The sequence below is a fragment of the Micromonospora chersina genome (genome assembly GCF_900091475.1).
GTDB classification, from domain to species: Bacteria; Actinomycetota; Actinomycetes; order Mycobacteriales; family Micromonosporaceae; genus Micromonospora; species Micromonospora chersina.
Map to the genome: position 1 here is coordinate 5,830,744 of NZ_FMIB01000002.1, position 24,980 is coordinate 5,855,723.

24 protein-coding genes are annotated in these 24,980 nt (G+C 74.9%); 13 read left to right on the plus strand and 11 right to left on the minus strand.

The annotated features are described in order from the left end of the window. Positions 1-9 precede the first annotated feature (9 nt). Positions 10-939, plus strand: a complete 930-nt coding sequence (locus GA0070603_RS27215; RefSeq protein ID WP_091319507.1) for an LLM class F420-dependent oxidoreductase — start codon at positions 10-12, stop codon at positions 937-939. Between the two features lie 10 nt (positions 940-949). Here GA0070603_RS27215 and GA0070603_RS27220 read toward each other — a convergent pair whose 3' ends face one another. After that, the gene (locus GA0070603_RS27220; RefSeq protein WP_244282619.1) at positions 950-1,147 is read right to left on the minus strand and encodes a hypothetical protein; all 198 of its coding nucleotides are present in this window, start codon (positions 1,145-1,147) and stop codon (positions 950-952) included. Positions 1,148-1,202: 55 nt separating this feature from the next. On the opposite strand from GA0070603_RS27220, the gene GA0070603_RS27225 reads away from it, so the two are divergent. Beyond that, entirely contained in the window at positions 1,203-1,748 is a 546-nt protein-coding gene (locus tag GA0070603_RS27225; RefSeq protein WP_091319512.1) for a PH domain-containing protein, read from the plus strand. After that, positions 1,745-2,971, plus strand: a complete 1,227-nt coding sequence (locus tag GA0070603_RS27230; RefSeq protein ID WP_091319515.1) for an FAD-binding protein — start codon at positions 1,745-1,747, stop codon at positions 2,969-2,971. The genes GA0070603_RS27225 and GA0070603_RS27230 overlap by 4 nt, the downstream gene beginning before the upstream one ends. Positions 2,972-2,981: 10 nt before the next feature. Here GA0070603_RS27230 and GA0070603_RS27235 read toward each other — a convergent pair whose 3' ends face one another. Continuing rightward, on the minus strand, positions 2,982-4,124 hold the full coding sequence (locus GA0070603_RS27235; protein ID WP_091319518.1) for a site-2 protease family protein: 1,143 nt from the start codon (positions 4,122-4,124) through the stop codon (positions 2,982-2,984). Positions 4,125-4,306: 182 nt separating this feature from the next. Here GA0070603_RS27235 and GA0070603_RS27240 point away from each other — a divergent pair, with 182 nt between their 5' ends. Then, entirely contained in the window at positions 4,307-5,431 is a 1,125-nt protein-coding gene (locus GA0070603_RS27240; protein WP_244282620.1) for a DUF3103 family protein, read from the plus strand. 11 nt (positions 5,432-5,442) lie between these two features. On the opposite strand, the gene GA0070603_RS27245 is transcribed toward GA0070603_RS27240, so the two are convergent. Then, positions 5,443-6,291 carry an alpha/beta hydrolase gene (locus tag GA0070603_RS27245; protein ID WP_091319522.1) on the minus strand — a complete coding sequence of 283 codons (849 nt, stop codon included), beginning with the start codon at positions 6,289-6,291 and terminating at the stop codon, positions 5,443-5,445. A gap of 43 nt (positions 6,292-6,334) precedes the next feature. Continuing rightward, the gene (locus GA0070603_RS27250; RefSeq protein ID WP_091319525.1) at positions 6,335-7,075 is read right to left on the minus strand and encodes a TetR/AcrR family transcriptional regulator; all 741 of its coding nucleotides are present in this window, start codon (positions 7,073-7,075) and stop codon (positions 6,335-6,337) included. Positions 7,076-7,187: 112 nt separating this feature from the next. Between GA0070603_RS27250 and GA0070603_RS27255 the strand changes: the two genes are divergently transcribed. From GA0070603_RS27255 to GA0070603_RS27275, 5 genes are all read left to right on the plus strand, one after another. Beyond that, the gene (locus GA0070603_RS27255) at positions 7,188-8,639 is read left to right on the plus strand and encodes an MFS transporter (RefSeq protein ID WP_091319528.1); all 1,452 of its coding nucleotides are present in this window, start codon (positions 7,188-7,190) and stop codon (positions 8,637-8,639) included. Between the two features lie 83 nt (positions 8,640-8,722). Next, complete coding sequence (locus GA0070603_RS27260) at positions 8,723-9,616, plus strand: ABC transporter ATP-binding protein (RefSeq protein WP_091319530.1); 894 nt, start codon at positions 8,723-8,725, stop codon at positions 9,614-9,616. Positions 9,617-9,645: 29 nt separating this feature from the next. Continuing rightward, positions 9,646-10,452 (plus strand): ABC transporter permease, encoded by an 807-nt coding sequence (locus tag GA0070603_RS27265; RefSeq protein ID WP_091319533.1) that lies wholly within the window; start codon positions 9,646-9,648, stop codon positions 10,450-10,452. A 21-nt stretch (positions 10,453-10,473) separates the two neighbouring features. Then, the gene (locus GA0070603_RS27270; protein WP_091319537.1) at positions 10,474-11,628 is read left to right on the plus strand and encodes a sensor histidine kinase; all 1,155 of its coding nucleotides are present in this window, start codon (positions 10,474-10,476) and stop codon (positions 11,626-11,628) included. Further along, positions 11,625-12,248: a response regulator transcription factor gene (locus tag GA0070603_RS27275; protein WP_091319540.1), complete on the plus strand. Its 624-nt coding sequence runs from the start codon at positions 11,625-11,627 to the stop codon at positions 12,246-12,248. Before GA0070603_RS27270 ends, GA0070603_RS27275 begins: the two co-directional genes overlap by 4 nt. A gap of 6 nt (positions 12,249-12,254) precedes the next feature. Here the strand turns inward: GA0070603_RS27275 and GA0070603_RS32435 are convergent, their stop codons facing one another. Continuing rightward, positions 12,255-13,169: a L,D-transpeptidase gene (locus tag GA0070603_RS32435; protein WP_091319543.1), complete on the minus strand. Its 915-nt coding sequence runs from the start codon at positions 13,167-13,169 to the stop codon at positions 12,255-12,257. A 72-nt stretch (positions 13,170-13,241) separates the two neighbouring features. After that, complete coding sequence (locus tag GA0070603_RS27285) at positions 13,242-14,687, minus strand: alpha-amylase (protein ID WP_091319546.1); 1,446 nt, start codon at positions 14,685-14,687, stop codon at positions 13,242-13,244. Positions 14,688-14,935: 248 nt separating this feature from the next. On the opposite strand from GA0070603_RS27285, the gene GA0070603_RS27290 reads away from it, so the two are divergent. Genes GA0070603_RS27290 through GA0070603_RS27305 form a run of 4 tightly spaced genes read left to right on the plus strand, consistent with a single transcriptional unit; the run spans position 14,936 to position 19,562 of the window. Then, entirely contained in the window at positions 14,936-16,573 is a 1,638-nt protein-coding gene (locus GA0070603_RS27290; RefSeq protein WP_244282621.1) for a ferric reductase-like transmembrane domain-containing protein, read from the plus strand. After that, positions 16,570-18,036 carry an NADH-quinone oxidoreductase subunit NuoF family protein gene (locus GA0070603_RS27295; protein WP_091319550.1) on the plus strand — a complete coding sequence of 489 codons (1,467 nt, stop codon included), beginning with the start codon at positions 16,570-16,572 and terminating at the stop codon, positions 18,034-18,036. The genes GA0070603_RS27290 and GA0070603_RS27295 overlap by 4 nt, the downstream gene beginning before the upstream one ends. Positions 18,037-18,057: 21 nt before the next feature. Continuing rightward, positions 18,058-18,648 carry a TlpA family protein disulfide reductase gene (locus GA0070603_RS27300; protein WP_091319553.1) on the plus strand — a complete coding sequence of 197 codons (591 nt, stop codon included), beginning with the start codon at positions 18,058-18,060 and terminating at the stop codon, positions 18,646-18,648. Beyond that, positions 18,645-19,562: a cytochrome c biogenesis CcdA family protein gene (locus GA0070603_RS27305; protein WP_091319556.1), complete on the plus strand. Its 918-nt coding sequence runs from the start codon at positions 18,645-18,647 to the stop codon at positions 19,560-19,562. The genes GA0070603_RS27300 and GA0070603_RS27305 overlap by 4 nt, the downstream gene beginning before the upstream one ends. Here the strand turns inward: GA0070603_RS27305 and serS are convergent. The 5 genes from serS to GA0070603_RS27330 form a co-directional block, all read right to left on the minus strand. Then, on the minus strand, positions 19,546-20,832 hold the full coding sequence (serS, locus tag GA0070603_RS27310) for a serine--tRNA ligase (protein WP_091319559.1): 1,287 nt from the start codon (positions 20,830-20,832) through the stop codon (positions 19,546-19,548). The genes GA0070603_RS27305 and serS overlap by 17 nt on opposite strands. A 100-nt stretch (positions 20,833-20,932) precedes the next feature. Further along, the gene (locus GA0070603_RS27315) at positions 20,933-22,006 is read right to left on the minus strand and encodes a DNA polymerase III subunit beta family protein (RefSeq protein WP_091322347.1); all 1,074 of its coding nucleotides are present in this window, start codon (positions 22,004-22,006) and stop codon (positions 20,933-20,935) included. Between the two features lie 47 nt (positions 22,007-22,053). Then, entirely contained in the window at positions 22,054-23,229 is a 1,176-nt protein-coding gene (locus GA0070603_RS27320) for a saccharopine dehydrogenase family protein (protein WP_091319562.1), read from the minus strand. A gap of 31 nt (positions 23,230-23,260) precedes the next feature. Then, on the minus strand, positions 23,261-24,412 hold the full coding sequence (locus tag GA0070603_RS27325; protein WP_091319565.1) for a zinc-binding dehydrogenase: 1,152 nt from the start codon (positions 24,410-24,412) through the stop codon (positions 23,261-23,263). Beyond that, a complete protein-coding gene (locus tag GA0070603_RS27330) occupies positions 24,409-24,846 on the minus strand; it encodes an SRPBCC family protein (RefSeq protein WP_091319568.1) in 438 nt (145 codons plus the stop codon). Before GA0070603_RS27330 ends, GA0070603_RS27325 begins: the two co-directional genes overlap by 4 nt. Positions 24,847-24,980: the final 134 nt, after the last annotated feature.

Here is a 24,980-nt window from a genome sequence, read left to right on the forward strand (position 1 = left end):
GCTCGGGTCATGGAACTGCGGATCTTCACCGAACCCCAGCAGGGCGCCAACTACGACCAGCTGCTCGCCGTGGCGCGCCAGGCGGAGGAGACCGGCTTCGGCGCCTTCTTCCGCTCCGACCACTACCTGAAGATGGGCTCGGTGAGCGGCGACCCGGGACCGACCGACGCCTGGACCACCCTCGCCGGCCTGGCCCGGGACACGAAGACGATCCGGCTCGGCACCCTGATGACCGCCGCCACCTTCCGGCTCCCCGGCCCGCTCGCCATCACCGTCGCCCAGGTCGACCAGATGAGCGGCGGCCGGGTCGAGCTGGGCATCGGCGCCGGCTGGTTCGCCGAGGAGCACACCGCGTACGGGATCCCGTTCCCGCCGCTGGGGGAGCGGTTCGACCGGCTGGAGGAGCAGCTCGCGGTCATCACCGGGCTCTGGGAGACGCCGGCCGGGTCGACCTTCGACTTCCCCGGCAAGTACTACCCGGTCAGCGACTCACCGGCGCTGCCCAAGCCCGTCCAGCAGCCGCGCCCGCCGATCCTGCTCGGCGGCACGGGCCCGAAGCGCACGCCCCGCCTGGCGGCCCGCTACGCCGACGAGTTCAACCTGCCGTTCGCCCCGGTCGAGGACGCGGCTGCGCAGTTCCAGCGGGTGAAGGACGCCTGCGCCGAGATCGACCGGGACCCCGCCACCATGACCTGGTCCAACGCCCTGGTGCTCTGCTGCGGCCGCGACGACGCCGAGGTGGCCCGGCGCGCCGCCGCGATCGGCCGGGAGCCCGCCGAGCTGCGCGAGAACGGCGCCGCCGGCACGCCCGCTGAGGTCGTCGACAAGCTCGGCCGGTACGCGGAGATCGGCAGCGAGCGGGTCTACCTCCAGGTGCTCGACCTGGCCGACCTGGACCACCTGGAGCTGGTCGCCGCCGAGGTGATGCGGCAGGTGTGAGCGCGAGGGCTCAGCGGGCCGGCCCGGCGGCCCGGGGCGGCGGCCCCGGGTGGGGGATCGGGTCCGGCTCCGGCTCCGGGGCCGGCGGCGGCGCCGGGGCCGTGCCGTACTGGCCACCGGCCGGGTCGGGGCCCACACCGGTCGGGTCGATCTCCTCCTCCGACGGATACACGTCGCCGCGGAGGCTCGGGTCGCGGTAGCTGCTCATGTCCACAGGGTGCCCTACCGGACGGCGGGGCAACCGCGGCTTGCGCGATTGGCGGATGATGCACCCGGACACCGGGGACGGGAACGGGGGGAACGACGTGGAGCTGCACCGCAACCGAGGGGTCCTGCCGCTGGCCCTCGTCTGCGTGGCGGGCGGGGTGATGGTGCTCGCCGTGGCCGGTGACGGGCCGGTGCTGCGGATGCTTGTCGCCCTGGGCATCGTGGCGATCGGCGTCAAGGTGCTGGTCGGCGCCCTGCGGCCGTACCGCTGCGTCCTCGGCCCCGACGGGCTGGAGGTGCGCCGGCCGGGCCTGCGCGGGACGTACCGCTGGGAGCAGTTCGCGGCGCTCGCCCTCGACGACGCCGGCCGGCTGGTCGGCGTGCCCGGTGCCGGCCTGCCACCGGGCCTGCCGGCGACCGCCCGGCACCCGCGCGACGGCCGTCCCGCCGTCGAACTGCTCGACCTCCGCCAGGTGCGGGAGAGCCCCGACGAGGTGACGGCGGCGTTGACCCGGTACGCGGGCGACCGCTTCACCGACGCGCGCACCCGGCCGACCGGCGCGGATGACGAGACCGGCACCGATCGGGAGGCCACCGCATGACCGGCACCAACTGGGCGGGCAACGTCACCTGGTCGGCCCGCGCCCGCCACGAGCCGTCCACGCTGGACGAGCTGCGCCGGCTGGTGGCCGGCGCGGACCGGGTCCGGGCGGTGGGCACCGGCCACTCGTTCAACCGGCTCGGCGACACCACCGGCGTGCAGGTGTCGGTGGCCGGGCTGCCGCCGACGGTGGCGCTCGACCGCGACCGGGGCACCGTCACCGTCTCCGCCGGAATGCGGTACGGCGACCTGGCCACCGCGCTGCACACGCAGGGGTACGCGGTGGCGAACCTCGCCTCGCTGCCGCACATCTCGGTGGCCGGTGCGGTCGCCACCGCCACCCACGGCTCCGGGCCCGCCCACGGCAACCTGGCCACCGCCGTGGCCGCGCTGGAACTGGTCACCGCCGACGGCGACCTGCTCACCGTGGACCGCGCCGACCCCCGGTTCGCCGGGCTGGCGGTCCACCTCGGCGCGCTGGGCGTGGTCACCCGGCTCACCCTCGACGTGGTGCCCGCCTTCGAGGTGCGCCAGTACGTCCGCCTCGGCCTGCCCCGCGCGGCCCTGGACGACGCCCTCGACGCGGCCTACAGCGTCAGCGTCTTCACCGGCTGGCGGTCACCCCTGTTCGACCAGGTGTGGCTCAAGCAGCGGGCCGACCAGCCGCCGCCCCCGGCGGACTGGCTGGACACCCGGGCCGCCGATTCGCCGCGCCACCCGGTGCCCGGCATGCCGGCGGAGAACTGCACCGAACAGCTCGGCGTGCCCGGGCCGTGGCACGAGCGGCTGCCGCACTTCCGGCTCGGCTTCACCCCGAGCAGCGGCGACGAACTCCAGTCCGAGTGGCACCTGGCCCGCGCGGACGGCGCCGCGGCGCTGGCCGCCCTCGACCCGGCGGCCGGGCGGATCGCGGCCGTACTCCAGGTCTGCGAGCTGCGTACGGTGGCCGCCGACGGGTTGTGGCTGAGCCCGAACCACGAGCGCGACAGCCTCGCCGTCCACTTCACCTGGGTGGGCGACCCGGCCGCGGTGGCACCCGTGCTCGACGAGGTGGAGGAGCGGCTCGCGCCGTTCGCCCCGCGCCCCCACTGGGGCAAGCTCTTCGCCCGCGACCCGGCCGCCGCCTATCCCCGCCACGACGACTTCCGCGCCCTGCTGCGCGAGTTCGACCCGGCCGGCAAGTTCCGCACCGCGTTGCTGGACCGCTACTTCCCCCGGGACTGAGCGGCGAGGGCTAGGAGCGGCGGGCGGTCATCTGTTCGCGCATGCTGCCGCGCTGCACCGCGCGGCTGATGTCGCTGGGCGAGACGATCCCGACCAGCCGCTGGTCGGTCACCACGAGCGCCCGGCCGTCGGCGCACTGGCTGAGCCGGGGGAGCAGGTCGGTGAGCTGCTCGTCCGGGTTGGCGAGCACCAGGTCCTCGGCCCGGCAGGAGACCTCGGCCAGGGTGGTCGAGGCGCGCCGGTCGGCCGGAATGCCGCGGACCCGGTCGAGGGTGACCAGCCCGACCGGCCGGCCCTCCTCGGTCAGCGGCAGCGCCGAGTGCCGGTACGCGAAGAGGTAGTGGTCGACGAAGTCGGCGACGGTCATCTCCCCGGAGGCGGTCTGCGGCTGCGGTGTCATCACCTCGGCGACCCGGATGCCGCGCAGCGCGCTGCCCATCCGGGCCTGGCGTTCCTCCATGCCGGCGGCGCCGATCAGGAACCAGCCGATGAGTGCCAGCCAGAGCCCGCCCACGCCGGTGCCGGCAATGAACTGCCAGAGCCCCAGCCCGATCAGCAGCGCGCCGAGGACCCAGCCGGCCCGGGCCGCCACCACGGACGCCTTCGTGCGGTCGCCGGTGGCCTTCCACACCGCCGCCCGCAGCAGCCGGCCGCCGTCGAGCGGGGCGGCCGGCAGCACGTTGAAGATCGCCAGCAGCACGTTGATGCCGGCCAGCCAGGACAGCGCGCCGAGCAGCAGGCCGTGCACGCCGGCCAGGGCGAGCACCACCGCGATCGCACCGAAGAACAGACCGATGATCAGGCTGACCAGCGGGCCCACCCCGGCGATGCGCAGCTCGGCGCCCGGGTCGCGGGCCTCGCCCTTCAGCTCGGAGACGCCGCCGAAGAGCCACAGCGTGATCCCCTCGACCTCGATGCCGTTGCGCTTGGCGACCACCGCGTGGGCCACCTCGTGGGCGAGCAGGCCGAGGAAGAAGACCACCGCGGCGGCCAGCCCGGCGGCCACGTACGCCACGGCCGAGTGGCCCGGGTACGCGCGGGGGAACTGGCTCGCGGACAGCGCCCACGCGATCAGCAGGAAGATGACCAGGACGCTCCAGTTGACCCCGACGGGTACGCCCGCGATCCGGCCAAGCCGGAAGCTCGCCCTCATTCCCCCGTCATACCCGCCCCGGTCGGTGCCACACCAGGGCGCGAAGTCCCGAACTTTCGCTTGCCGTACGTCAAGCGAGCATTGACGGCGCGTGGCATTCGCCGATATCTATCCGGGTAAGTCGCCGTCAGATCTTCCGGGCGCCGCCACGAGCGGCGCCCGGAAGAGGTAGAGGAGTCCAGGTGAATCCACGCACCGTCCGCCGCGCCGCCGTGTCGCTGGGCATCGCGGTCGCCACCCTGACCGCAGCGGTCGCCACCCCGGCGTACGCCCGGCCCGTCCACCCCGCGCCGCCGGCCGCCGCCGGCCCGGTGTCCACCGTCCTCGACGGCGTCGCCCGCCAGGTCGCCGGGGCCCTCGCCGACGAATCCGCCCTGCGTCGACTGGGCGCCGCGGTCGCCGCCGGCCCGGTGGACCTGCTCGCCGCCCCGGTGAGCGGCCGGCTCACCGGCGAGCTGCGCACGGCCAACGAGCGGCTGCTGGCCGCCAAGGGCCTGCCGGCCGGCACCGGCTCGCTGCTGCGGCTGCGCCTGGCCCAGCCGGACCTCCGCGCGGCGCTGGCGCGCGGCGAGGCCCCGCTGGTCGCGGCCACCCCGACCGACGACTCGGCGGCGAGCGTCGTCGCCTACGACCGCTCCGGCGGGGCGGTGGTGCTGGACGCCGCCCGGGTGCCGCGGCGGCCGGTGCTGGTGGTCGAGGTGGACGGCGAGCGGGCGCTCTCCGCCGGGCTGGCGCTGATGCGCGAGCAGTTGGGCGCGCGGGGGATCGGCCCGGCGTCGTCGACCCGGACCGCGTCCGCCGGGCTGACCGCGTCGGGCGGCTACTGGGCCACCAAGGTCGACGCCGTGCGGCTCAATGACGACAAGGAGCCGTGGATCAAGGGCGCCGCCGAGATCTACACCGTCGTCGCCGGCTTCGGGCTGGACGGCAAGGCCAAGGTCGACCTGGTGCAGATGCCGTACCTGGACAACGACGGCACCACGTACTACCCGAACCAACTCCTCGTGCACTTCTCGGCGTACAAGTACAACCTGGCCGACGTCGTCATGATGGAGGACGACGGGGACACCAACTACTCGGCGCTGGTCAAGGCGATCGCGAACGCGCTGCTGGTCATCGTGGACGGCGGCGCGTACACGCCGCTCGTCAACGCGGTCCTGGACGCCATCCCCACGTCCTGGTACACCGACGACCCGGACTTCGTGGACGCCTGGTACACACTCAGCACCACCAGCAGCGGCCGGAGGTACGGGGCGGGCGGCAACGGCTGGATGGACGTCGTCCCGTACTGGGTCTCGGAACTCTGATCCGGCCCGGTTCAGCGGCGGGGGGCCGTGCTGACGACGGTGGGCGAGTACTCGTTCGCCGCCTCCACGGCCCACTCCAGCGCGAAGTCCGCCTCCTCCTCCCAGCCCGGCTCGCCGCCCACGAAGTGCGACCGCCCCGGGAACTCCCGGTAGCTGATGACCGCCGTCGAGCCGCGGTAGAGGTTGGCCACGGAGGAGGCCAGGGAGGCCGGCACCACGTGGTCCTCACCGCCGGCCGTCACCAGCAGCGGCGCCCGGTCGGCCCGTTTGGTGTCCACCGCGGTCGCCGAGTTCGGGTCCAGGTTGGCGAACGCACCCTCGAAGAAGACGTGGCCCGCGGCGGGCACCGCGTACCGCTCCCAGGAGGCGTCCGAGTACTCCGGGCTGATCGTGTTGCCGAAGGCGTAGCGGAAGTCCTCGCGGGTGAACGGCACCGCGCGGTGCCGGTTCGCCGGGTTGCGCAGGACGGCGAACCCGGAGCGCAGCGTGCTGAGCGGCAGCTTCAGCACGCCCTTCACCGGGGCGGGGTGCAGGCCGACGACGGCGGCGCCGAGGCCCCGGTCCCGCAGCAGTTGCGCGATGAGGCCGCCGAACGAGTGCCCCATGATGATCGGCGGCCGGGGCAGCCCGCGGATGATCGCCGTGTAGTGGTCGACGATCCCGGCGATCCGCTGCGCGGCGATCGGCGTGGGGTCCTCCCGCAGGCGCTCGACGTCCACGTCCATCCCCGGCCAGGCCGGGGTGAGCACCTTGAAGCCGCGCGCCGCGTACCTGTCGACCCAGTGCTCCCAGCTGCGTGAGGTCATCCAGAGGCCGTGGATCAGCACGACCGTGTCGACCCGTCCCGTTGGTACGCCCATGCCCTGACCTCCCTGGTGCCGTGACGACCGGGCCGGGCCGTGGTTACCCGGCCCGGCCGCCCTCACGCCCCGCCGGGACGTACGTGGCGACGCCCCGGACCAGCAGGTCGACGCCGAAGAGGAACCGCTCGTCGCCGCCGCCCTCCATGAGGTCGTCCAGGTGGCCGGTGACGTTCGGGTACGTCTCGGCGGGCAGGCCCCCGTAGTACGTGCGCAGCTGCTGGGACAACCCGGCCCACCAGGTCTCCCGGTCCTGCCCGGAGGCCCGCACCTTCTCCTCGTAGAGGGCGCCCTCGTAGGCGTCGCCGGCGATGTAGAGGAAGAGCCGGTCCAGGAACCACGCCGCCGGGCGGGGCGGCACCCCGCCGGCGAACAGGATGGCGAGCATGCCCTCGGTGACCCGCAGCGCGTTCGGACCGGTGGGGATGGTGGCGAGGGAGGCGAGCGCGAGGTTGGTGTGGGTGGCGTACACCCGGTACGCCTGGAGGGCCACCTCCCGGATCTGCTCGTCCCACCGGTCCGGCTCGGGGTCGGGCACGACGATCTCGGCGCTGGCCCGGTCGACAAGCAGTTCGAGCAGTTCCTCCTTGCCCGAGACGTGGGCGTAGAGCGAGGCGGGGCCGGTGCCCAGCTCCTGCGCCACGCGCCGCATGCTCAGCGCGCCGAGCCCTTCCCGGTTGATCAGGGCGAGGGCGGCGTCGACCACTGCCTGCTGGCTCAGCGGGCGGCGGGTCGCCCGGGTCCGGGGCCGGGTACGCCACGGGGGCGCGGGGGTTTCGTTCACTGACGACCTCCGGGGATCGGGGCGGACTCGAACATCGTACTTGCTGCGAACGCCGTTCGTTGATAGAACAGTGTTCGTCAACGAACAGTGTTCGCTTCCGATCGGGGGATCCATGACCACCGAACTCACCGCGCCGCATCCCACGGCGCCTGCCGTCGCGGGTCACCGCTGGCGCTGGATCGCCCTCGCGGTCATCCTCACCGCCGAGGTGATGGACCTGCTCGACGTGCTCGTCACCAACCTCGCCGGCCCGGCGATCCGGGCCGACCTCGGCGGATCGCCCACGGTCATCCAGTGGATCGGCGCCGGCTACACCCTCGCCATGGCCGTCGGCCTGGTCACCGGCGGCCGCCTCGGCGACCTGTACGGCCGCCGCCGGATGTTCCTGATCGGGGTCCTCGGCTTCACCGCCGCCTCGGCGGCCTGCGCGCTCGCCGGCAACCCCGGCACGCTGATCGCCGCCCGGGTGGCCCAGGGGCTGCTCGGCGCGCTGCTCCTCCCGCAGGGCCTCGGGCTGATCAAGGAGATGTTCCCGCCGGAGCAGCTCGCCGCCGCCTTCGGCGCGTTCGGCCCGGTGATGGGGATCTCCGCGGTCGGCGGTCCGATCCTGGCCGGCTGGCTGGTCGACGCCGACCTGGCGGGCACCGGCTGGCGTGCCATCTTCCTCATCAACGTCCCGCTCGGCCTGCTCGCCGCCCTGGGCGCGGCCCGCTTCCTGCCGGCCTCCCGCCCCGGCCACGCCACCCGGCTCGACCTGCCCGGCGTCGCGCTCCTCTCGGTCGCGGTGTTCCTGCTGGTCCACCCGCTGGTCCAGGGGCGCGAGCTGGGCTGGCCCCTGTGGAGCTTCGCGATGCTCGCCGGCGCCGTCGTGGTGCTGGCCGTCTTCGCCCGCTACGAGCAGCGCCGGCAGCGGGCCGGCCGGGACCCGCTCGTGGTGCCCGCCCTGTTCCGCCGCCGCGCCTTCACCGGCGGGCTGGTCGCGGGGCTGGCCTTCTTCACCGCGCTGGCCGGCTTCTCGCTGGTCTTCAGCCTCTACCTCCAGCTCGGCCTCGGCTGGTCGCCGCTGCGCGCCGGGCTGGCCGGCGTGCCGCAGGCGCTCGGCATGGTGGCCGCCTTCGTGCTCGCCGGTGCCGGCCTGGCCCAGCGGCTCGGCCGGCGCCTCATCCACCTCGGACTCGGGGTGGTGCTGGCCGGCGTCGCCGGGATGCTGCTCACCCTCACCCTGGCCGGCGCCGACGTCACCCCGTGGCGGATGACGCCCGCCCTGCTGGCGGTCGGCTTCGGCATGGGCCTGGTCATGGCGCCGTTCTTCGACATCGTGCTCTCCGGGGTCGAGGAGGCGGAGACCGGCTCGGCGTCCGGCACGCTCACCGCCGTGCAGCAGCTCGGTGGCGCGCTCGGCGTGGCGCTGCTCGGCACGGTCTTCTTCGACGGGCTCACCGACTCGGTGTCGCACGCCGTGCGGGTCACTCTCCTCGCCGAGCTGGGCCTGCTGCTGGTCACCGTGGCGGGCGCGTTCCTGCTGCCCCGCCGCGCCCGTGAAGGGGTCGGCGGCGGGCACTGAGCGCCGACCCCTGACAAATGTCACGGCCGGAAGATGACGACCGCTCCGGGGACCGGACCGCCGGTCCCCGGAGCATCGTTGTCATGACCGACACCCACCCTGCCGTCGAGCTCGCCGGACTCACCAAGACCTTCGGCCCGGTGACCGCCGTCGACGGGCTCGACCTCCGCATCGCCCCGGGCGAGGTGGTGGCCTTCCTCGGCCCCAACGGCGCCGGCAAGACCACCACCGTGGACATGCTGCTCGGGCTGGCCCGGCCGGACGCCGGCACCGTCCGGCTCTTCGGCGGCACTCCCGCCGACGCCGTCCGGCTCGGCCGGGTCGCCGCCGTGATGCAGACCGGCGGCCTGCTCAAGGACCTCACCGTCGCCGAGACGGTACGGATGACCGCCCACTTCTACGGCCACACGCGGCCGGCCGCCGAGGTGCTGGAGCGGGCCGGCATCGCCGACATCGCCGACCGGCCGGTGGGCAAGTGCTCCGGCGGCCAGCAGCAGCGGCTGCGCTTCGCCCTGGCGCTGCTGCCCGACCCCGACCTCATGGTGCTCGACGAGCCGACCACCGGGATGGACGTCGAGGGGCGCCGGGACTTCTGGCAGGCCATCCGGGCCGACGCCCGCTCCGGCCGCACCGTCCTGTTCGCCACCCACTACCTCGACGAGGCCGACGCGTACGCGGACCGGATCGTGCTGGTCCGCCAGGGCCGGGTCGTCGCCGACGGCACCACCGCCGAGATCAAGAACCTGGCCGCCGGTCGGGTCGTCCGGGCCACCCTGCCCGGCGCCGACCAGGCCGCCCTGGCGGCTCTGCCCGGCGTGCAGTCGGTCGAGGTGCGCGGCGACGCCGTGCTGGTCCACACCGAGGACTCCGACGCCGTCGCCCGGCACCTGCTCACCCGGACCGACGCCCGGGACCTGGAGATCACCTCGCGCAACCTCGAAGAGGCCTTCCTCGCCCTGACCACCACCGCCGCCTGACCGCCGACCGCGCCGATCCGGAGAACGAGATGACTGTCACCGCCCCGTCCGCCACCACCTCGTCCGACCGGGCCGGGAACCGCCGGCCCCCCGCCCTGGGCGGCTTCTCGACAGCCGTGCTCGGCATCGAGATCCGCCGGGTGCTGCGCAACCGCCGCACGCTCGTCTTCATCCTGATCATGCCGGCGGTGTTCTTCCTCCTGTTCGGCCTGCCGCAGCGCGGGCAGAACCTGGACAACGGCCTGCCGGTCACCGGCTGGATCATGATCAGCCTGGCCGTCTACGCGGCAATGGTCGCCACCACGAGCGCCGGCGCGGCCGTCGCCACCGAGCGGGCGCTGGGCTGGAGCCGGCAACTGCGGCTCACCCCGCTGCGCCCGGCCGCGTACGTGGCCACGAAGGTGGCCACCGCCATGGTGCTCGGCCTGCTGGGCGTGCTTGTCGAGTTCGCCGTCGGCGCGGCCTCCGGGGTCCGGTTGCCGGCGCACGTCTGGGTGGAGTCCGGCCTGACCGCGTGGATCGGCTCCCTCGTGTTCGCCGCCCTCGGCCTCTTCGTCGGCTACCTCGCCCCGGCCGAGAACGTCATGCAGTTCATGGGACCGGTCCTGGCCGTCCTGGCCATGCTCGGCGGGCTGTTCGTCCCGCTCGACGTGCTGCCCCACGCGCTCCAGCAGATCGCCAAGTTCACCCCGGTGTACGGCGTCGGCCAGCTCGCCCGGGCGCCGCTGACCGGAGCCGGGCTGGACTGGGTAGCGGTCGGCAACGTGGCCGCCTGGACGGCGTTCTTCGGCCTGGGCGCGGCCCGGCTGTTCCGCCGCGACACCAGCCGCGTCTGACGCGCGACCGCGGAGGTTAGCGTGTTCACCGTGGGCCTGCCGCGCGAACAGAGCCGGCCGGTGAGCCGCCGCTGGCGGATCACCGGCTGGCTCCTGGCCGCGGTCTGGCTCTTCTTCCTCAACATCCCGCTGCTCACCGCCCTGCACCAGCCCGAGGTCTGGCGCCGGGTGCTGGGCGCGGTCACCCTCGTCGCCTTCGGCCTGCTCTACGTCTGGGTGTTTGAGTGGGCGCGCGGGATGCGGCAGGCGCACCGGAACATCCCCCGCGCACGGGCCTGGGCGGCCCTGGCGGCGCTGCTCGGTCTCGGCCTCGCCGGCATCCCCGGCACCGAGGGGGACTGGCTGACCACACTGGTCTTCGTCGCGGCGGCGGCGGTGTTCCTGCTGCCGCCGCGGGAGGCGCTGCTGGTGGTCGTGCTGGCCGCGCTCACCCCGCCGGTGGCGGCGGCGCTGGTCCCCGGCTGGGAGGCGGAGGGGACGGTGGTCTTCGCCGTCGTGCTCGCCTCGTTCGCCATGTTCGGGGTCAGCAGGCTGGCCCAGCGCAACGCCGAACTCCAGGCCGCGCAGCAGGAGATCGGCCGGCTGGCGGTGGCCGAGGAGCGGGCCCGCACCGCACGGGACCTGCACGACATCCTCGGGCACTCGCTGACCGTGGTGGCGGTGAAGGCGGAGCTGGCCGGTCGGCTGCTGGAGCTGGATCCGGCGAAGGCGGCCACCGAGATCGCCGACATCGAGCGGCTGGCCCGGCAGGCCCTCGCGGACGTGCGGGGCACCGTCGGCGCGTACCGCGGGGTGAACCTGGCGACGGAGCTGGCCGGCGCACGCTCGGCGCTGGCCGCCGCGGGCATCGCCGCGGACCTGCCCGAGACGGCGCCCGCGCTGCCGGCGGAGCGGGACGAGCTGTTCGGCTGGACGGTCCGCGAGGGGGTGACGAACGTGGTCCGGCACAGCGGCGCCCGGCGCTGCGAGATCCGGGTCGACCCGACGGCCGTGGAGATCCGCGACGACGGCCGGGGGCCGGCCGGCGAGCCGGAAGCGGCCGGCCACGGCCTGGTGGGGCTCCGCGAGCGGGCCCGGCGGCTGGACGCCACGGTCACCGTCGGCCGCCCCCGCGGCGGGCGCGGCTTCCTGCTCCGGGTGGCGCTGCCCGGCGCCGGACGGGGGACGACCGGATGACCGGGCCGATCCGGCTGCTGCTCGCCGACGACCAGGCACTCGTCCGGGGCGCGCTCGCCGCGCTGCTGTCCCTGGAGCCGGACCTGACCGTCGTGGCCGAGGTGGGACGGGGCGACGAGGTGGTGCCGGCGGCGCTGCGGACCACGCCCGACGTGGCCCTGCTCGACGTGGAGATGCCCGGCCTGGACGGGGTCGCGGCGGCCGCGGCGCTGCGGGCCGCGCTGCCCGGCTGCCGGGTGCTCGTGGTGACCACCTTCGGCCGCCCAGGCTACCTGCGCCGGGCCATGGAGGCGGGCGCGAACGGCTTCGTGGTCAAGGACACCCCGGCGCGGCAGCTCGCCGACGCGGTCCGCCGGGTGCACGCGGGGCTGCGGGTGGTCGACCCGACGCTCGCCGCGGAGACGCTGGCCACCGGGCCGAGCCCGCTCACCGAACGGGAGACCGAGGTGTTGCGTACGGCCCGGGGTGGCGGCACTGTCGCGGAGCTGGCGGCGACGCTGCACCTCTCTGAGGGGACGGTACGCAACCACCTCTCCGCGGCGATCGGCAAGACCGGTGCCCGCAACCGGGCCGACGCGGTCCGGGTGGCGGAGGAGAACGGCTGGCTGCTCGGCGACTGAGCCGGCTCAGGCGGTGGCCGGCGGGGCGGGAAGCTGGTCCACCACCACGACGGCGGTGCCGGGGCGCAGCTCGGCGAGGAGCTGCCGCTGGCCGCTGCGGGTGAGCCGGATGCAGCCGTTGGTGACGTTCCTGCCGAGCGTGTCGTCGGTGTACCAGCTGTGCAGTCCGATGTGGGCGCCGCGCAGCCCGGTCGGCACCGCGTGCGGGTCGTCGGGGATCGCCCCGAGGGCGAAGATGTCCACCCCGCCGTAGACGTCCTGCGGTGGCGGGGTGCGGCCGAGGACGAAGGTGCGGCCCAGCGGGGTGGACTGGCCGGGCATGCCGAGGCTGACCTCCCAGGAGCGCACGGCGCGGCCGTCCCGGAACCAGGTGAGCCGGTGCGGGCGGCGTTCCACAACGATCTGGTCGGGCAGCGCGACGGTGTTCCAGCCGCCCTCCGGCAGCCAGGCGATCCGGCGGTTGGCCGAGGGGAGCAGGACCGCGGTCCAGCCGACCCGCCGCTCGACGATCGGCACGGTCAGCTCGACGCCGCTGATGGTGGGGGCGAGGAAGGCCAGCGGCCGGCCGCCCGGCGCGTCGTACGCGGCCACGGTCCGGGTCGGTGCGAGCCCCTCGGCCAGCGGCCGGGTGTCGGCCGGGTCCGGGTCGGCGGGGAACCCGCCGGGCGCCGGGTCGTAGGTGACCACCGGCAGGTCGTCCGGGGCGGGCGCGGCGGCCGGCACGGACTCCTCGGGGGACGGGCTCGGCTCGTCGGGCGCGGGCGGGACCGCCGCGGTGGGTGCGGCGCCGACCGGCGCCGGGGCCGGACCGGCGGTGAGGGCCCGGCCGACCAGCAGCGCGGCCGCGAGCAGCACCGGTACGCCGACGGCGGCGAGCAGCCAGCCGAACGTCCAGCGCGAGAACAATCGGTCAAACAGCACGATTGGTACTGTAATCGGGCGCTCGGCCCCCGGGTCGCGAATCGGCGGCGCGGGGGCCGATGTCGTCCCTGGTCAGGACACCTTCGCGCCGATGTGGATGGCGATCGCGTCGTGCGCGTTGACGGTCGCGGCGAACCAGCCGTTCGAGTCCACGGTGATCACCGGACCGCTGCACGAGCCGTTGCTGAAGTCGCCGTGGATCACGTCGCAGTAGCGGCCGGCGGGCAGTCCGGTGTAGAAGGACCGGCCCGTGATGGCGAAGTCCTCGTCGTTGAGGGTGAGGTAGCCCTTGCCGGCCCGGCTGAACGCGATGTGCTGCCAGCCGTTGTCGTACCAGTTGGCGACGCCGGCGCCCTGGGTGGCGTTGGCGAAACCGACCATGTTGGCGATCACCCGCCAGCGGTGCTCGCACTCCCAGCCCGAGTAGCAGGTGGTGTTCGAGGTCTTGTTGCTGGCGTCCGAGGGCGGGCCCTGGTCCTTGTTGCTGAACGTGTAGCTCGACATCACCGCGGGGGTGCCGTACGGCCAGGCGAGCATGAAGGCGTTCGCGAGGGCGTACTCGCCGCGGTCGCGGTAGGTCAGCACACCGCCGTCGCGCTGGGTGTCGTGGTTGTCGGTGAAGACCACCGCCGAGCCGCCCGGCAGGTAGCCCCACGACTCGCCGAAGTTCCGCAGGTACGCCAGCCGCTCGCTGTTGAACATCCGGGCCAGGTCCTTGCCGTACCGGAACTCGTGCACGTCGCCGTTGCCGGTGTACTCGGTCGGCTGGACCGGCTCGCCGGCGCCGTAGATGACCTCCTGCACGAGGTACGCCGAGCGGGACAGCTTGCCCTTGATCGCGGCGATGTCGGCGGCCGGCATGTGCTTGCTGGCGTCCAGCCGGAAGCCGTCGACGCCGAGCGAGAGCAGGTCGTTGAGGTACGTGGCGAGCCGGGTGCGCACGTAGTCCGACTCGGTCTTCAGGTCGGCGAGGTTGACCAGCTCGCAGTTCTGCACCTCGTACCGGTCGCCGTAGTTGACGATGTCGTTGTTGCCGTTGCGGCCGCAGTAGTGGAAGTCCTGCGAGCCGTAGGTGCCCGGGTAGTCGTAGTGGCCGTAGGTGCTGCCGGCCCAGCCGGTGCCCCCGTTGTCCTGGCCGGACATGTGGTTGACCACGGCGTCGACGATCACCTTGACGCCGGCGTTGTGGCAGGTGTTCACCATCGACTGGAACTGGGCGCGGGTGCCCTTGCGGGACTCGATCCGGTAGCTGACCGGCTGGTAGGCCACCCACCACTGGTTGCCCTTGACGTGCTCCTGCGGCGGGCTCACCTGGACGTAGCCGTAGCCCTTCGGGCCGAGCACTGTGGTGCACTCGTTGGCCACCGAGGTCCAGTTCCACTCGAAGAGCTGGACGATGACCTTCTTGCTGCCGGGGGTGGAGGCGGCGGCCGGGGGAGCCGCCACGGTGGTCGGGACGAGCAGGCTGGCGGCCAGGCCCAGGGCGAGGGCCGCCGAGCGGCATCGACGTCGATGCATCGGGACTCCTGAGGGGGTGTGCGGCGCGGGGGAGTCTTCAGTGCCGACTTCTTGCAAGTCGGCCTGAAATTTTCGGCAAGGTTACAAGCGTGTTGCAAGAAATGTCAACGCATGGACATGTGTCGTTGCGACAGGCGCTACACGCGCCCGGGTGCCGGACGGTTCGACGGACCGGCCGAGAAATTCGCCACCGGAGGTGATCCGCCCGTGCCGTCCGTCCGTACTGGAGGAGGGAACAGGGTCGGCCGGTGGGGCGCCGCCGCGAGACGATCGAGGAGCAGATGGCCCGGGCAGAGCAGAACGAGAAGGCGACGACCGTCCGGACCACCAGCACCAGCCGAGGTGCCCGGACCATGTCGAGGCCCGCGATGGTGGCGCTCGCCGCGTCCGCGCTCGCCGTCGCGTGGGCCGGTCTGGAACTGGCCGGCGCCGGCGCCGTCATGTACTCGTACGGATTCTTCTTCACCGAGTTCTTCGCCGGGGTGGTCGCCCTGGTCTCGCTCAGCCTCACCGTGATGCTGGGGCTGCTCGCCACCGACCGGCTGGTGCTGCTCATCCGGCACCGGGTGCTCCTCCAGTCGGCGCACCGGGCCACCGGCGTTCTCGGCGTGGCCGGTCTGGTCTTCCACGTGATCACCAAGATCTCGACCGGCCGCGCCGGCCCGACCGACGCGGTGGTGCCGTTCCTCGGCGGCCGGGGCCTCTACGTCGGGCTGGGCACCGTGGCCGCCCTGCTGATGGTCGGCGTGCTCTGGACCGGCATCGTCCGGGTCCGGTTCGCCGGCGTCGGTCCGCGGTGGATGTGGCGGGCGCTGCACTCCATGGCGTACGTCTCCTGGCCGTTCGCGCTGCTGCACGGCCTCAACGCCGGCCGGACGGCGAAGACCTGGGTGGTGCTGAGCTACCTGGCCTGCGTGCTGCTGGTGGTGGTCGCGCTGCTGGTCCGGCTCTCCGTCCACCTCGGCAAGCGCAGCCGGGAGCAGCACCAGGCCGCCGCCCTGAACAAGGCGATGGCCGGCAAGGGGGAGGAGCGCACCGGCCTGCTCGCCGGGCTGACCCGCCGCAGGGCCGCCGCCAAGGAGGAGAGCCGCTCCGGCCGGGGCCGCGACGGCGGCTGGGCCGAGACCACCGCCACCTGGACCGCGCCGGCCGGCACCGCGCGGCGCCGCGACCCCGAGCGGTTCGCCGTACCCGTGGTCCCGGAACCCGGAACGCTGCGCGAGCCGGTCCGCGCGGCGGCTGCCCGGCGGCGTGCCGAGGCGCCGGTCTCCCCGGCCCGCCGCGCCGAACGCGAGCGTCCCGCCCGGGGCGAGGAACGCGTGGCCACGGCCCGGCGCCGCGACGACGAGCGGACCGCCCGCCGCTACCGGGACGAGGAGGAAGTCCGCACCCGGCGGTCCCGCGACGAGGAGGCCGCCAGCTACTCGGCCCCGCCGGAGAGCGGCGGACGGCACTCGGCCCCGCCGGACACCGGCGCCCGCTACTCCACCCCGGCGGAGGTCGCCCGCTACTCGGCCCCGCCGCGCGGGACCGACGAGCCGGAGGAGCCGTGGGACAGCCCGCGCCGCTGGGAGAGCCGGCCGGTCTCCGGCGAGCCCGTCTCGTCCGGACCGATCTCGGGCAGCCCGATCTCGTCGGCACCGCGCAGCGGCAGCGGCCGGCACAGCGCCGAGGAGGACGTGCCGGAGGAGCCGGACTACTGGCGCCCGCCGGCCCGGTACGCGGCCGACGACGCCTTCGTCGACGACACACCGACCCTTGTCGACCTCGCCTCCCGGCGGGCCCTGCGGGCCTCCGGCGAGAGCCGGTCGAGCCGGCGCAAGCGGGCCAACGCGGACGCGGTGGACGGCGCGTACTGGGCCGGGCTGCGGGGTGAGGCCAGGTGAGGCGGACGACCGTGCCGCCGGTGGCCTGCGTCGGCGAGCCCCGGCTCACCGCCGGCTTCGCCGAGTTCGGGAGACTCGACCTGCTGGCACACGAGGAGGTGCACGGCCCGATCGGGCCGGTGGAGCCGGCCGCCCTGCTGCGGCTCGCCGAGGCGATCGACCTCAAGGGCAAGGGCGGGGCCGGCTTCCCGTTCGCCCGCAAGCTGCGCGCGGTGCTGGAGTCCTGCGAGCGGCAGGACCTGTCCGCCGTGGTGGTGGTCAACGCCACCGAGGGGGAGCCGGCGAGCTGGAAGGACAAGGTGCTGCTCACCCGGGCCCCGCACCTCGTGCTCGACGGCGCCGCCCTGGCCGCGTACGCGCTGGACGCCGACGAGATCGTGATCGGGGTGTCCGACGACGACGTGGGTCGGCCGTCGCTCACCGAGGCGTTGCAGGAGCGGCGGATGCCGGTGCCCACCACCATCGTCACGGTGCCGCACCGGTTCATCTCCGGCGAGGGCGGCGCCCTGGTCAACGGCATCAACGGGCTGCCGCACATCCCGCCGGGCACCAAGAAGCGGTCCAGCGACTCCGGGGTGAACGGCCTGCCCACCCTGCTCTCCAACGCCGAGACGTACGCCCAGCTCGCGGTCGCCGCCCGGATCGGCCCGTACGAGTACGCGGCGCTCGGCACCGACGACGAGCCGGGCACCGTGCTGCTCACCGTCACGGGCGCGGCCGAGCGGCCCGCCGTGGTGGAGTGCGCGGCGGGCACCCCGCTGCGCGAGATCCTGGAGCTCTGCGAGGTGCCCGACGGGCCGGGCATCCTCATGGGCGGCTACCACGGCAAGTGGATCACCCCGGAGGCGGCGGCCCGGGCCGAGGTGTCCCGCACGGGGCTCGCCGCGGTCGGCGGCACGCTCGGCGCCGGCATCATCGTCCCGCTGAGCCGGGACACCTGCCCGCTCGGCGAGGCCGCCCAGGTGGTCCGCTACCTGGCCGGCGAGTCCGCCGGCCAGTGCGGCCCCTGCAAGATGGGCCTGCCCGACCTGGCCCGTGCCGTCGACCTCGCGGTCTCGGGCAGCGCGCCCATCGAGGTGGTCCGCGCCGCGGCCGGCGACGTGAAGGGCCGGGGCGCGTGCAGCCACCCCGACGGCACCGCCCGGTTCGCGCTCTCCGCCATGGAGGTGTTCGCCGAGGACCTGCGGCTGCACGCCACCGGCGAGGGCTGCGGCAAGCGGGTCAAGGGCCTCATGGGGCTGCCCGGCGCGCCCGACGGCAACCCGCAGAAGCTCACCCTCGACTGGTCCCGCTGCGACGGGCACGGGCTCTGCGCCCACGTGGTGCCGGACTTCATCCGGCTCGACGGCAACGGTTACCCCGCCTTCCCCGCCACCCCGGTGCCGACCTGGCTGCGGCAGGGGGCGCTCAAGGCGGTAAAGGTCTGTCCCGAACTCGCGCTCCGGCTGGTCAAGGCCGAGTAGCCGAACCCCGAGGAGACGCGGATGCCCCCACGTACCGCCCGCCGCCTGGTCACCGCCGCCGTGCTGGCCGCCACGCTGCCCGGCGCGGCGTCCTGCGCGGTCGGCCCCGAGCGGGCCACCCCGGTCGGCGTGGTGGCCGCCGCGTCGCCCGCCGCCGCACCGGCCGGTTCCCCGTCGCCGGCCGCTCCGGTGGTCCCGGCCCGCGTGCCGGAGACGCTGTCGTTCACCGCGAAGACCCTGGACGGTACGGCGTTCTCCGCCGCCGCCCTGGCCGGGAAGCCGGTGGTGCTGTGGTTCTGGGCGCCGTGGTGCGCCACCTGCGCCAGCCAGGCGTGGACGGTAGCCGAGATCGCCCCGAGGTACCGGGACACCGTGCCGATCGTCGGCGTCGCGGGGCTGGGCGAGCAGAAGGCCATGAAGGAGTTCGTCACCGAGTTCGACCTGGCGGGCACCCCGCAGCTCGACGACCGGTCCGGGACGCTGTGGCGCCGGTTCGAGGTGGTTGAGCAGAGCACCTTCGTCATCGTGGACCGGAACGGGCGGGTGGTCCACCAGGGCTTCCTCGACGGGGAGTCGCTCACCCGCCAGGTCGACGCGCTGGCCCGGGGATGACCGGCGGGCTGCTGCTCGCGCTGACCGCGGGCATGCTGGCCGCGGTCAACCCGTGCGGCTTCGCCATGCTGCCCGCGTACCTGTCGCTGCTGGTCGCCGGCCCCGCCGACGGTCGCGGCGCGGTCGGGCGCGCGCTCACCGCCACGGCCGGGCTGACCATCGGGTACGCGCTGGTCTTCGGCGCCTTCGGCCTTGCCGTCGCGCCGCTGGCCGACTGGCTGCGCCCCCGGTTGCCCTGGCTGACCGTGACCCTCGGCGTGCTGGTGGCGCTTGCCGGCTGCTGGCTGCTCGCCGGCCGGCGGCTGCCCACCGCCCGCCCGCTCGCCCGGGCGCCCCGGCTCACCCGCACCTGGCCGTCCATGGTCCTGTTCGGGGCGGCGTACGCGCTGACCTCGCTGACCTGCGCCATCGCCCCGTTTCTGGCGATCGTGGTGACCAGCCTGCGGGCCGGCTCGACGCTGCGCGGGCTGGCGCTCTTCGGCGCGTACGCGATGGGGATGGCCCTGGTGGTCGGGGTGGCGGCGCTCGGCGTGGCCCTGCTGCGCGGCCGCCTGGTGGCCCGGCTGCGCGGCGCCGGCGCGTGGGTGCCCCGGCTGAGCGGCCTGATACTGCTGGTCGCGGGCGGCTACGTCGCCTGGTACGGCTGGTACGAGGTACGCCTCGCCCTGGGCCGCCACGACGCCTTCGGCGACCCGGTCGTGCGGGCGGCGACCGAGGTGCAGCAGACCCTGGCCCACACGGTGAACTGGGCCGGCCCGGCCCTGCTGGCAGCCGCGCTGGCCGGGTTGCTCCTCGCGGCCCGCCGCCGCCCCCGCGATCTTGCACTCGTGGCCCCGGCAAAGGCCGCAAGTCGGACTCCTTGCGGGCCGGAAGTGCAAGATCGCGGGGCGGAGCCCGTCAGCGGATCGGGGTGAGGCGGTCCGTTCCCAGCTTGTCGCGGAGCACCTCGGGGACCACGACCGAGCCGTCGGGCTGCTGGAACTGCTCCAGGATGGCCGGGAAGAGCCGGCTGGTGGCCAGCGCCGAGCCGTTGAGGGTGTGCACGAAGCGGGTCTGCTTGCCGCCCGGCTCCCGGTAGCGGATGGCGGCCCGGCGGGCCTGGTAGTCGCCGCCCCAGGAGACCGACGACACCTCCTTGTACTTGCCGGTGCTCGGCATCCAGACCTCGACGTCGAGGGTCTTCTTCATGGCGGCGCTGGAGTCGCCCGCCGCGAGCAGGCTGGTCTGGAAGTGCAGGCCCAGCTTCTCGACCAGGCCCTCCACGTGGCCGACCATGGCCTCCAGCGCGGCGCCCGCCTGCTCCGGCAGGGTGAACTGGAAGATCTCCACCTTGTTGAACTGGTGGCCGCGCACCGTGCCGCGCTCGTCCGAGTGCGAGCCGGCCGCCTCGCGCCGGTAGCAGGGGGTGTAGGCGAAGGCCTTCAGCGGCAGCTTGGCGGTCTCCAGGATCTCGTCCTGGAACGCGCCGAGGATCGCCGTCTCCGCGGTGGGCAGCAGGAACTGGCCGCGCGGGGCGGACTGCTTGTCCAGGTGGTAGACGTCGTCGTAGAACTTCGGGAACTGGCCGGCGGCGAAGCCGGCGCTGTCGAGCAGCAGGTGCGGCGGGAGCAGGAACTCGTAGCCGGCCTGGATGTTCTGCTCGATCAGCCAGTTGACCAGCGCCCACTCCAGCCGGGCGCCGAGGCCCGTGTACATCCAGAAGCCGGAGCCGCCGAGCTTCACCCCGCGCTCGTGGTCGACCAGGCCGAGCGCCCTGCTCAGCTCCACGTGGTCCCGGACCTTCTCGACGGCCGGCGGCTCGCCGAAGGTGCGCAGCACCCGGTTGGCCTCCTTGCCACCGGCGACCACGTCGTCGGCGGGGAGGTTGGGCAGCTCGCTCATGGTGCCGCGCAGCCGGGACTGCACCTCGTCCAGCTGGGACTCCAGCTCGGCGAGCTGCTTGCGCTCGGCCTCCGGCGCGACCGGCTCCGGCGTGGTGCCGGACCGCTTCGCCTCCGCGTACGCCCGCGCCTCGGCCTTGCGGCGCTGCCGCTCGGCGTCGATCTCCATGATCAGGGCACGGCGTTCCTGGTCGAGCCGCTGGATGTCGTCCAGCGCCCGGTTGACCTCGGCGGGATCCAGACGCTTCGCCAGCGCGGTCGCCACCGCCTCGCGATCCTTCCGGATCAACTCCATGTCGAGCATGCTGCTCGTACGCCTCCGTCCAGGCAGTCAGGTGGGACCCCCAGATGCTACCGTCGCGTCCCGTTCCGCCCGCCCCGGCCCGCGCAGGCCGCCGTCCAGGTCAGAGGCGGACCGGCATGAGGATGGAGAAGACGTCCTCGTCGTCGGGCCGGCGCACGGCCAGCGGGGCGATCGGCCCGTCCAGCTCCAGCACGAGCTGGCCGCGGCCGCCCGCGTCCAGGGCCTCCAGCAGGTACTCCCGGTTCACCCCCACCCGCAGCCCGTCCGGGGCGTCGGGCCCGACCACGCGCAGCCCGCCCCGGTCGTCCAGGCCCAGCACGACCACCTCGTGGTCGACCCCCGCGTACTCCCGGAGCAGCACCGGAGCGCCCTCGGCGGTGAGCGCGCGGCGCAGCGCCCCCACGTCGACCGGGATCCGGTGGGCGGGCGCGTCGCCGACCTGCCCGTGCAGCAGGCGGCGGTAGTCCGGGAAGTCGTACGGCAGCACGGCGGCGGTCACCGGCCGGCCGGCCACCGAGACCTCGACCCGGTCCGGGGTCACGGTGAGGAGCGCCTCCGGGGTGATCCCGGCGCCGGTGTCGAGCAGGGCGCGCAGCGCGTCCACCGCGTCCGCCGGGAGCAGCGCCCGCACCGGTGGGCCGTCGACCCTTCCGCCGACCCGGGCCACGGCCAGCCGGTGCCGGTCGGTGGCGACCAGCCGGACACCGTCCGGCTCGACCTCCAGGAGCACGGCGGAGAGCACCGGCAGCTCCGGATCGGCGCCGACGGCGAACCGGACGGCGTCCACGGCGCCGGCCAGGTCGGCGCGGCGCAGCACGAGTCGGGTGGTGGTCATGGTGGTCTCCTCCGGATCGATCAGGGCGCGGATCCGGGAGAGCTCACGGCGGGCGTCGGCGAGGCCGTCCTCCAGGCGGCGCAGGTGCGCGTCCAGCAGCCGGTGCACCGCCGCCGGCCGGTGCCGGTGCCGCAGCGCCTCGGCGATCCCGGCCAGCGGCATGCCGACGCGGCGCAGCCCGGCGACGAGGCGGGCCGGGGCCACCTGGTCGTCGGTGTACCAGCGGTAGCCGGTCGCCGGGTCCACCAGCGCCGGCACCAACACCCCGGAGCGGTCGTAGAACCGCAGCGCGCTCACCGTCAGCCCGCTGGCCCGGGCCAGCTCGCCGATGCTGCGCAGTTCGCTCTCCACGACGCCGGATCCTGGGGCCTCAACCCGGTCGAGGGTCAAGCGTCCAGCACCCGGAACGTGATTCCGGCCCGGACCAGCCGGTCCAGCAGGGCGTCGCCCATCGCGGTCACCGGGGTCACCTGGCCGGCGGTCGCCGGCAGGTCGTCGAAGGCCAGGCAGAGCGCGGACTCGGCGAGCATCTTGGCGGTCTCGTCGTAGCCGGGGTCGCCGCCGGCCACCTCGGTGCGTACCGTCCGGCCGCCGCCCGTGCCGACGAACCGGACCCGGAACCACGACTTCGCCCGCTGGGCGGCGCTCGGCCCCTGACCGGAGGAGAGCCGGCCGAGCAGCCAGCGCCGGGTGGGCGGCAGCTTCACCAGCCCCACCACGCCGGCCAGGCCCACCCCGGCGGCCAGCACGGTGGGCAGCCGCTTCACCGCGGCGAAGTGGCGGTAGCGGAAGTCCGGGCCGTACTCCGGGCGGGCCGCCGCCGACCGGCGGACCACCTGCGGGTCGATGGTGGGCAGCGGCACCGCCCACAGCCCGAACTCCTTGACTCGGCCGACCCGACCGGGCACCGCCCGGACCCGCCGGCCCTCCGGCCGCGGCTCGACCGCCCTGCGCGCCTTCGCCGCCCGGCTCATCTCGCCTGTGCGGGAGAACGCGGTGAGCGCCGAGTGGTACGTCCCGGCGGAGAAGCGTCCACCGGCCCGGACGTAACCGTCCACCGTGACGGGCCCGTCGGTGGGCAGCTGCTTGACGGTGAACCAGGCGCCCAGGTCGTGCGGGACCGAGTCGAAGCCGCAGGCGTGCACCAGCCGCGCCCCGGTGCGCACGGCCTCGGCGTGGTGCCGCACGTACATGAGGTCGACGAACTCCGGCTCGCCGGTGATGTCGAGGTAGTCCGTGCCGGCGGCGGCGCAGGCCGCGACCAGCGGCTCGCCGTGGTGGATGTACGGGCCGACGGTGCTGGCGACCACCCGCGCGCTCTCCGCCACGGCCCGCAGCGACGCCGCGTCGGTGACGTCGGCGGTGAGCAGCGGCAGCCCGGCCAGGTCCGGGTCGACGGCGGCCAGCCGGTCCCGCACCCCGGCCAGCTTGCCCGGGTTGCGGCCGGCCAGCGCCCAGCGCAGCCCCTCCGGGGCGTGCCGGGCCAGGTACTCGGCGGTCAGGCCGCCGGTGAACCCGGTGGCGCCGAAGAGGATGAGGTCGTACGGGCGGTCGTCGCGCATCCGCCGAGTGTGCCACCCCGGGCCGCCGCGATCACGGGGAGAAGACCGCCCGGACGCAGCCGTCGGCCCGGTCCCGGAACAGCGCGTAACCGTCCGCGCCCCGCTCCAGCGGCAGCCGGTGGGTGGCCAGGTGCTCGGTACGCAGCTCGTCGCGGGCCATCCGCTCCAGCAGCATCGGGATCCAGCGCTGCCCGTGCTGCCGGCCGCCACGTACGGTCAGCCCCTTGTCGAGCACGGCGCCGAGCGGGAAGGTGTCCACGAAACCGGTCCCGGCGCCGAGCAGCACCACGGTGCCGCCCTTGCGGCAGGAGTGCACCGCCTCGCGCAGCGCCGGCGCCCCCTCCGCGCGCCGCCCGGGCCGGGCGGCGAACAGCCCCGGCGACCGTGCCGCCGGCCCGGCCGCCTCCACGCACACGTCCGGGCCCCGCCCGCCGCTGCGCTCCCGCAGCTCGGCCGGGACGTCCAGGTACCGGAAGTTGAGCGGCTCCGCGCCGACGTGCCGCTCGACCATGCGCAGCCGCTCGTCGTGGTCGTCGACCACGATCACCCGGTCCGCGCCACGCAGCCGGGCCGCCGCCGCGGTGAGCTGGCCGACCGCTCCCGCGCCCCAGATCGCCACCACGTCGCCGGGGGCCACCTCGCCCAGCTCCGCGCCCATCCAGCCGGTCGGAGCGGCGTCCGAGGCGAAGACCGCCCGGTCGTCGCTGACCCCCTCGGGCACGGTGAACGCGCCGACGTCGGCGTACGGCACCCGGACGAACTCGGCGTGGCTGCCGGCGAAGCCGCCGAGCAGGGCCGGTCGCCCGTAGCAGCCGCCGGTGGGCTGCCCCCACTCCGGCTCGGCCCCGGCCGCGCCGGTCGTCCCGTTGTCGCAGCAGGCGAAGAGGCCCTGCCGGCAGAACCAGCAGGCCCCGCAGGCGATCCCCGCGCAGACCACCACCCGGTCGGCGACCCGGTGCCGGCGTACCTCCGGCCCGACCTCGACCACCTCGCCGAGGAACTCGTGCCCGAGCACGTCACCGGCGGCCAGGTGGGGGACCGCGCCGGCCAGCAGCTGCAGGTCGGCGCCGCAGGTCACACTCCGGCGGACCCGCACGATCATGTCCTGGGCGTTGCGCAGCTCCGGGTCGGGCACCTGCCGGACCGCCAGCGTGTCGGCGCCCTCCCAGCAGAGCGCCCTCATCCAGCCGTCCCCGGACGGTCCAGCCGCGAGCGGTCCGCCCGCAGCACCTCCCCGGTCTCCACGAGCTGCTTCGCCTCCCGCAGCGCCTGCCGCAGGAACCGGCCGGGATCGTCGCCGACCAGGTGGGCCGCGAGCCCCGGCAGCGTGGGCTCGCCGCCGAGCGGGCGGACCGCCAGTTCGGTGCCCCGGCCGCCGGGGGCCGGGCGGGCCGCCAGCTCGACCGCGCCGTCGAGCCGGCGCAGCGGTTCCGGCCAGCGCCCCGGCGGCAGCACCTCCTCGGGCCGCCCGGCCACCGTCACCACCTGCCAGCGTCCGGGCCGCGGGTCGGGCGCGGCCGTGGGCGGGCGGCGCCGGTGCCGGCGTACGCGGGCCAGCGCCCCGCCCGCCAGCACGAGGGCGAGCCCACCGCCGGCCAGCCGTCCCATCCGTGCCACAGGCCCCTCCCGTCGTCGCGGGTCCCGGGCGGCCGGGCCCGCACGGCCGGCCGCCCGCGTGCCTTCAGGATGCGGCCGGCCGGGGTGAGCGGGGTTCGCCCCGAAGGGGTGAACGGGCCCGGGCCGGGTAACCG

Bases quoted from the DNA above. Each gene is read 5' to 3' on its own strand.
- GA0070603_RS27305 (WP_091319556.1), top strand. From the start codon at position 18,645: ATGACCGGCGGGCTGCTGCTCGCGCTGACCGCGGGCATGCTGGCCGCG.
- serS (WP_091319559.1), bottom strand. From the start codon at position 20,832: ATGCTCGACATGGAGTTGATCCGGAAGGATCGCGAGGCGGTGGCGACC.
- GA0070603_RS27245 (WP_091319522.1), bottom strand. From the start codon at position 6,291: ATGGGCGTACCAACGGGACGGGTCGACACGGTCGTGCTGATCCACGGC.
- GA0070603_RS27220 (WP_244282619.1), bottom strand. From the start codon at position 1,147: ATGAGCAGCTACCGCGACCCGAGCCTCCGCGGCGACGTGTATCCGTCG.
- GA0070603_RS27265 (WP_091319533.1), top strand. From the start codon at position 9,646: ATGACTGTCACCGCCCCGTCCGCCACCACCTCGTCCGACCGGGCCGGG.
- GA0070603_RS27300 (WP_091319553.1), top strand. From the start codon at position 18,058: ATGCCCCCACGTACCGCCCGCCGCCTGGTCACCGCCGCCGTGCTGGCC.
- GA0070603_RS27260 (WP_091319530.1), top strand. From the start codon at position 8,723: ATGACCGACACCCACCCTGCCGTCGAGCTCGCCGGACTCACCAAGACC.
- GA0070603_RS27225 (WP_091319512.1), top strand. From the start codon at position 1,203: ATGATGCACCCGGACACCGGGGACGGGAACGGGGGGAACGACGTGGAG.
- GA0070603_RS27235 (WP_091319518.1), bottom strand. From the start codon at position 4,124: ATGAGGGCGAGCTTCCGGCTTGGCCGGATCGCGGGCGTACCCGTCGGG.
- GA0070603_RS27325 (WP_091319565.1), bottom strand. From the start codon at position 24,412: ATGAGGGCGCTCTGCTGGGAGGGCGCCGACACGCTGGCGGTCCGGCAG.
- GA0070603_RS27255 (WP_091319528.1), top strand. From the start codon at position 7,188: ATGACCACCGAACTCACCGCGCCGCATCCCACGGCGCCTGCCGTCGCG.
- GA0070603_RS27285 (WP_091319546.1), bottom strand. From the start codon at position 14,687: ATGCATCGACGTCGATGCCGCTCGGCGGCCCTCGCCCTGGGCCTGGCC.
- GA0070603_RS27275 (WP_091319540.1), top strand. From the start codon at position 11,625: ATGACCGGGCCGATCCGGCTGCTGCTCGCCGACGACCAGGCACTCGTC.
- GA0070603_RS27320 (WP_091319562.1), bottom strand. From the start codon at position 23,229: ATGCGCGACGACCGCCCGTACGACCTCATCCTCTTCGGCGCCACCGGG.
- GA0070603_RS27215 (WP_091319507.1), top strand. From the start codon at position 10: ATGGAACTGCGGATCTTCACCGAACCCCAGCAGGGCGCCAACTACGAC.
- GA0070603_RS27230 (WP_091319515.1), top strand. From the start codon at position 1,745: ATGACCGGCACCAACTGGGCGGGCAACGTCACCTGGTCGGCCCGCGCC.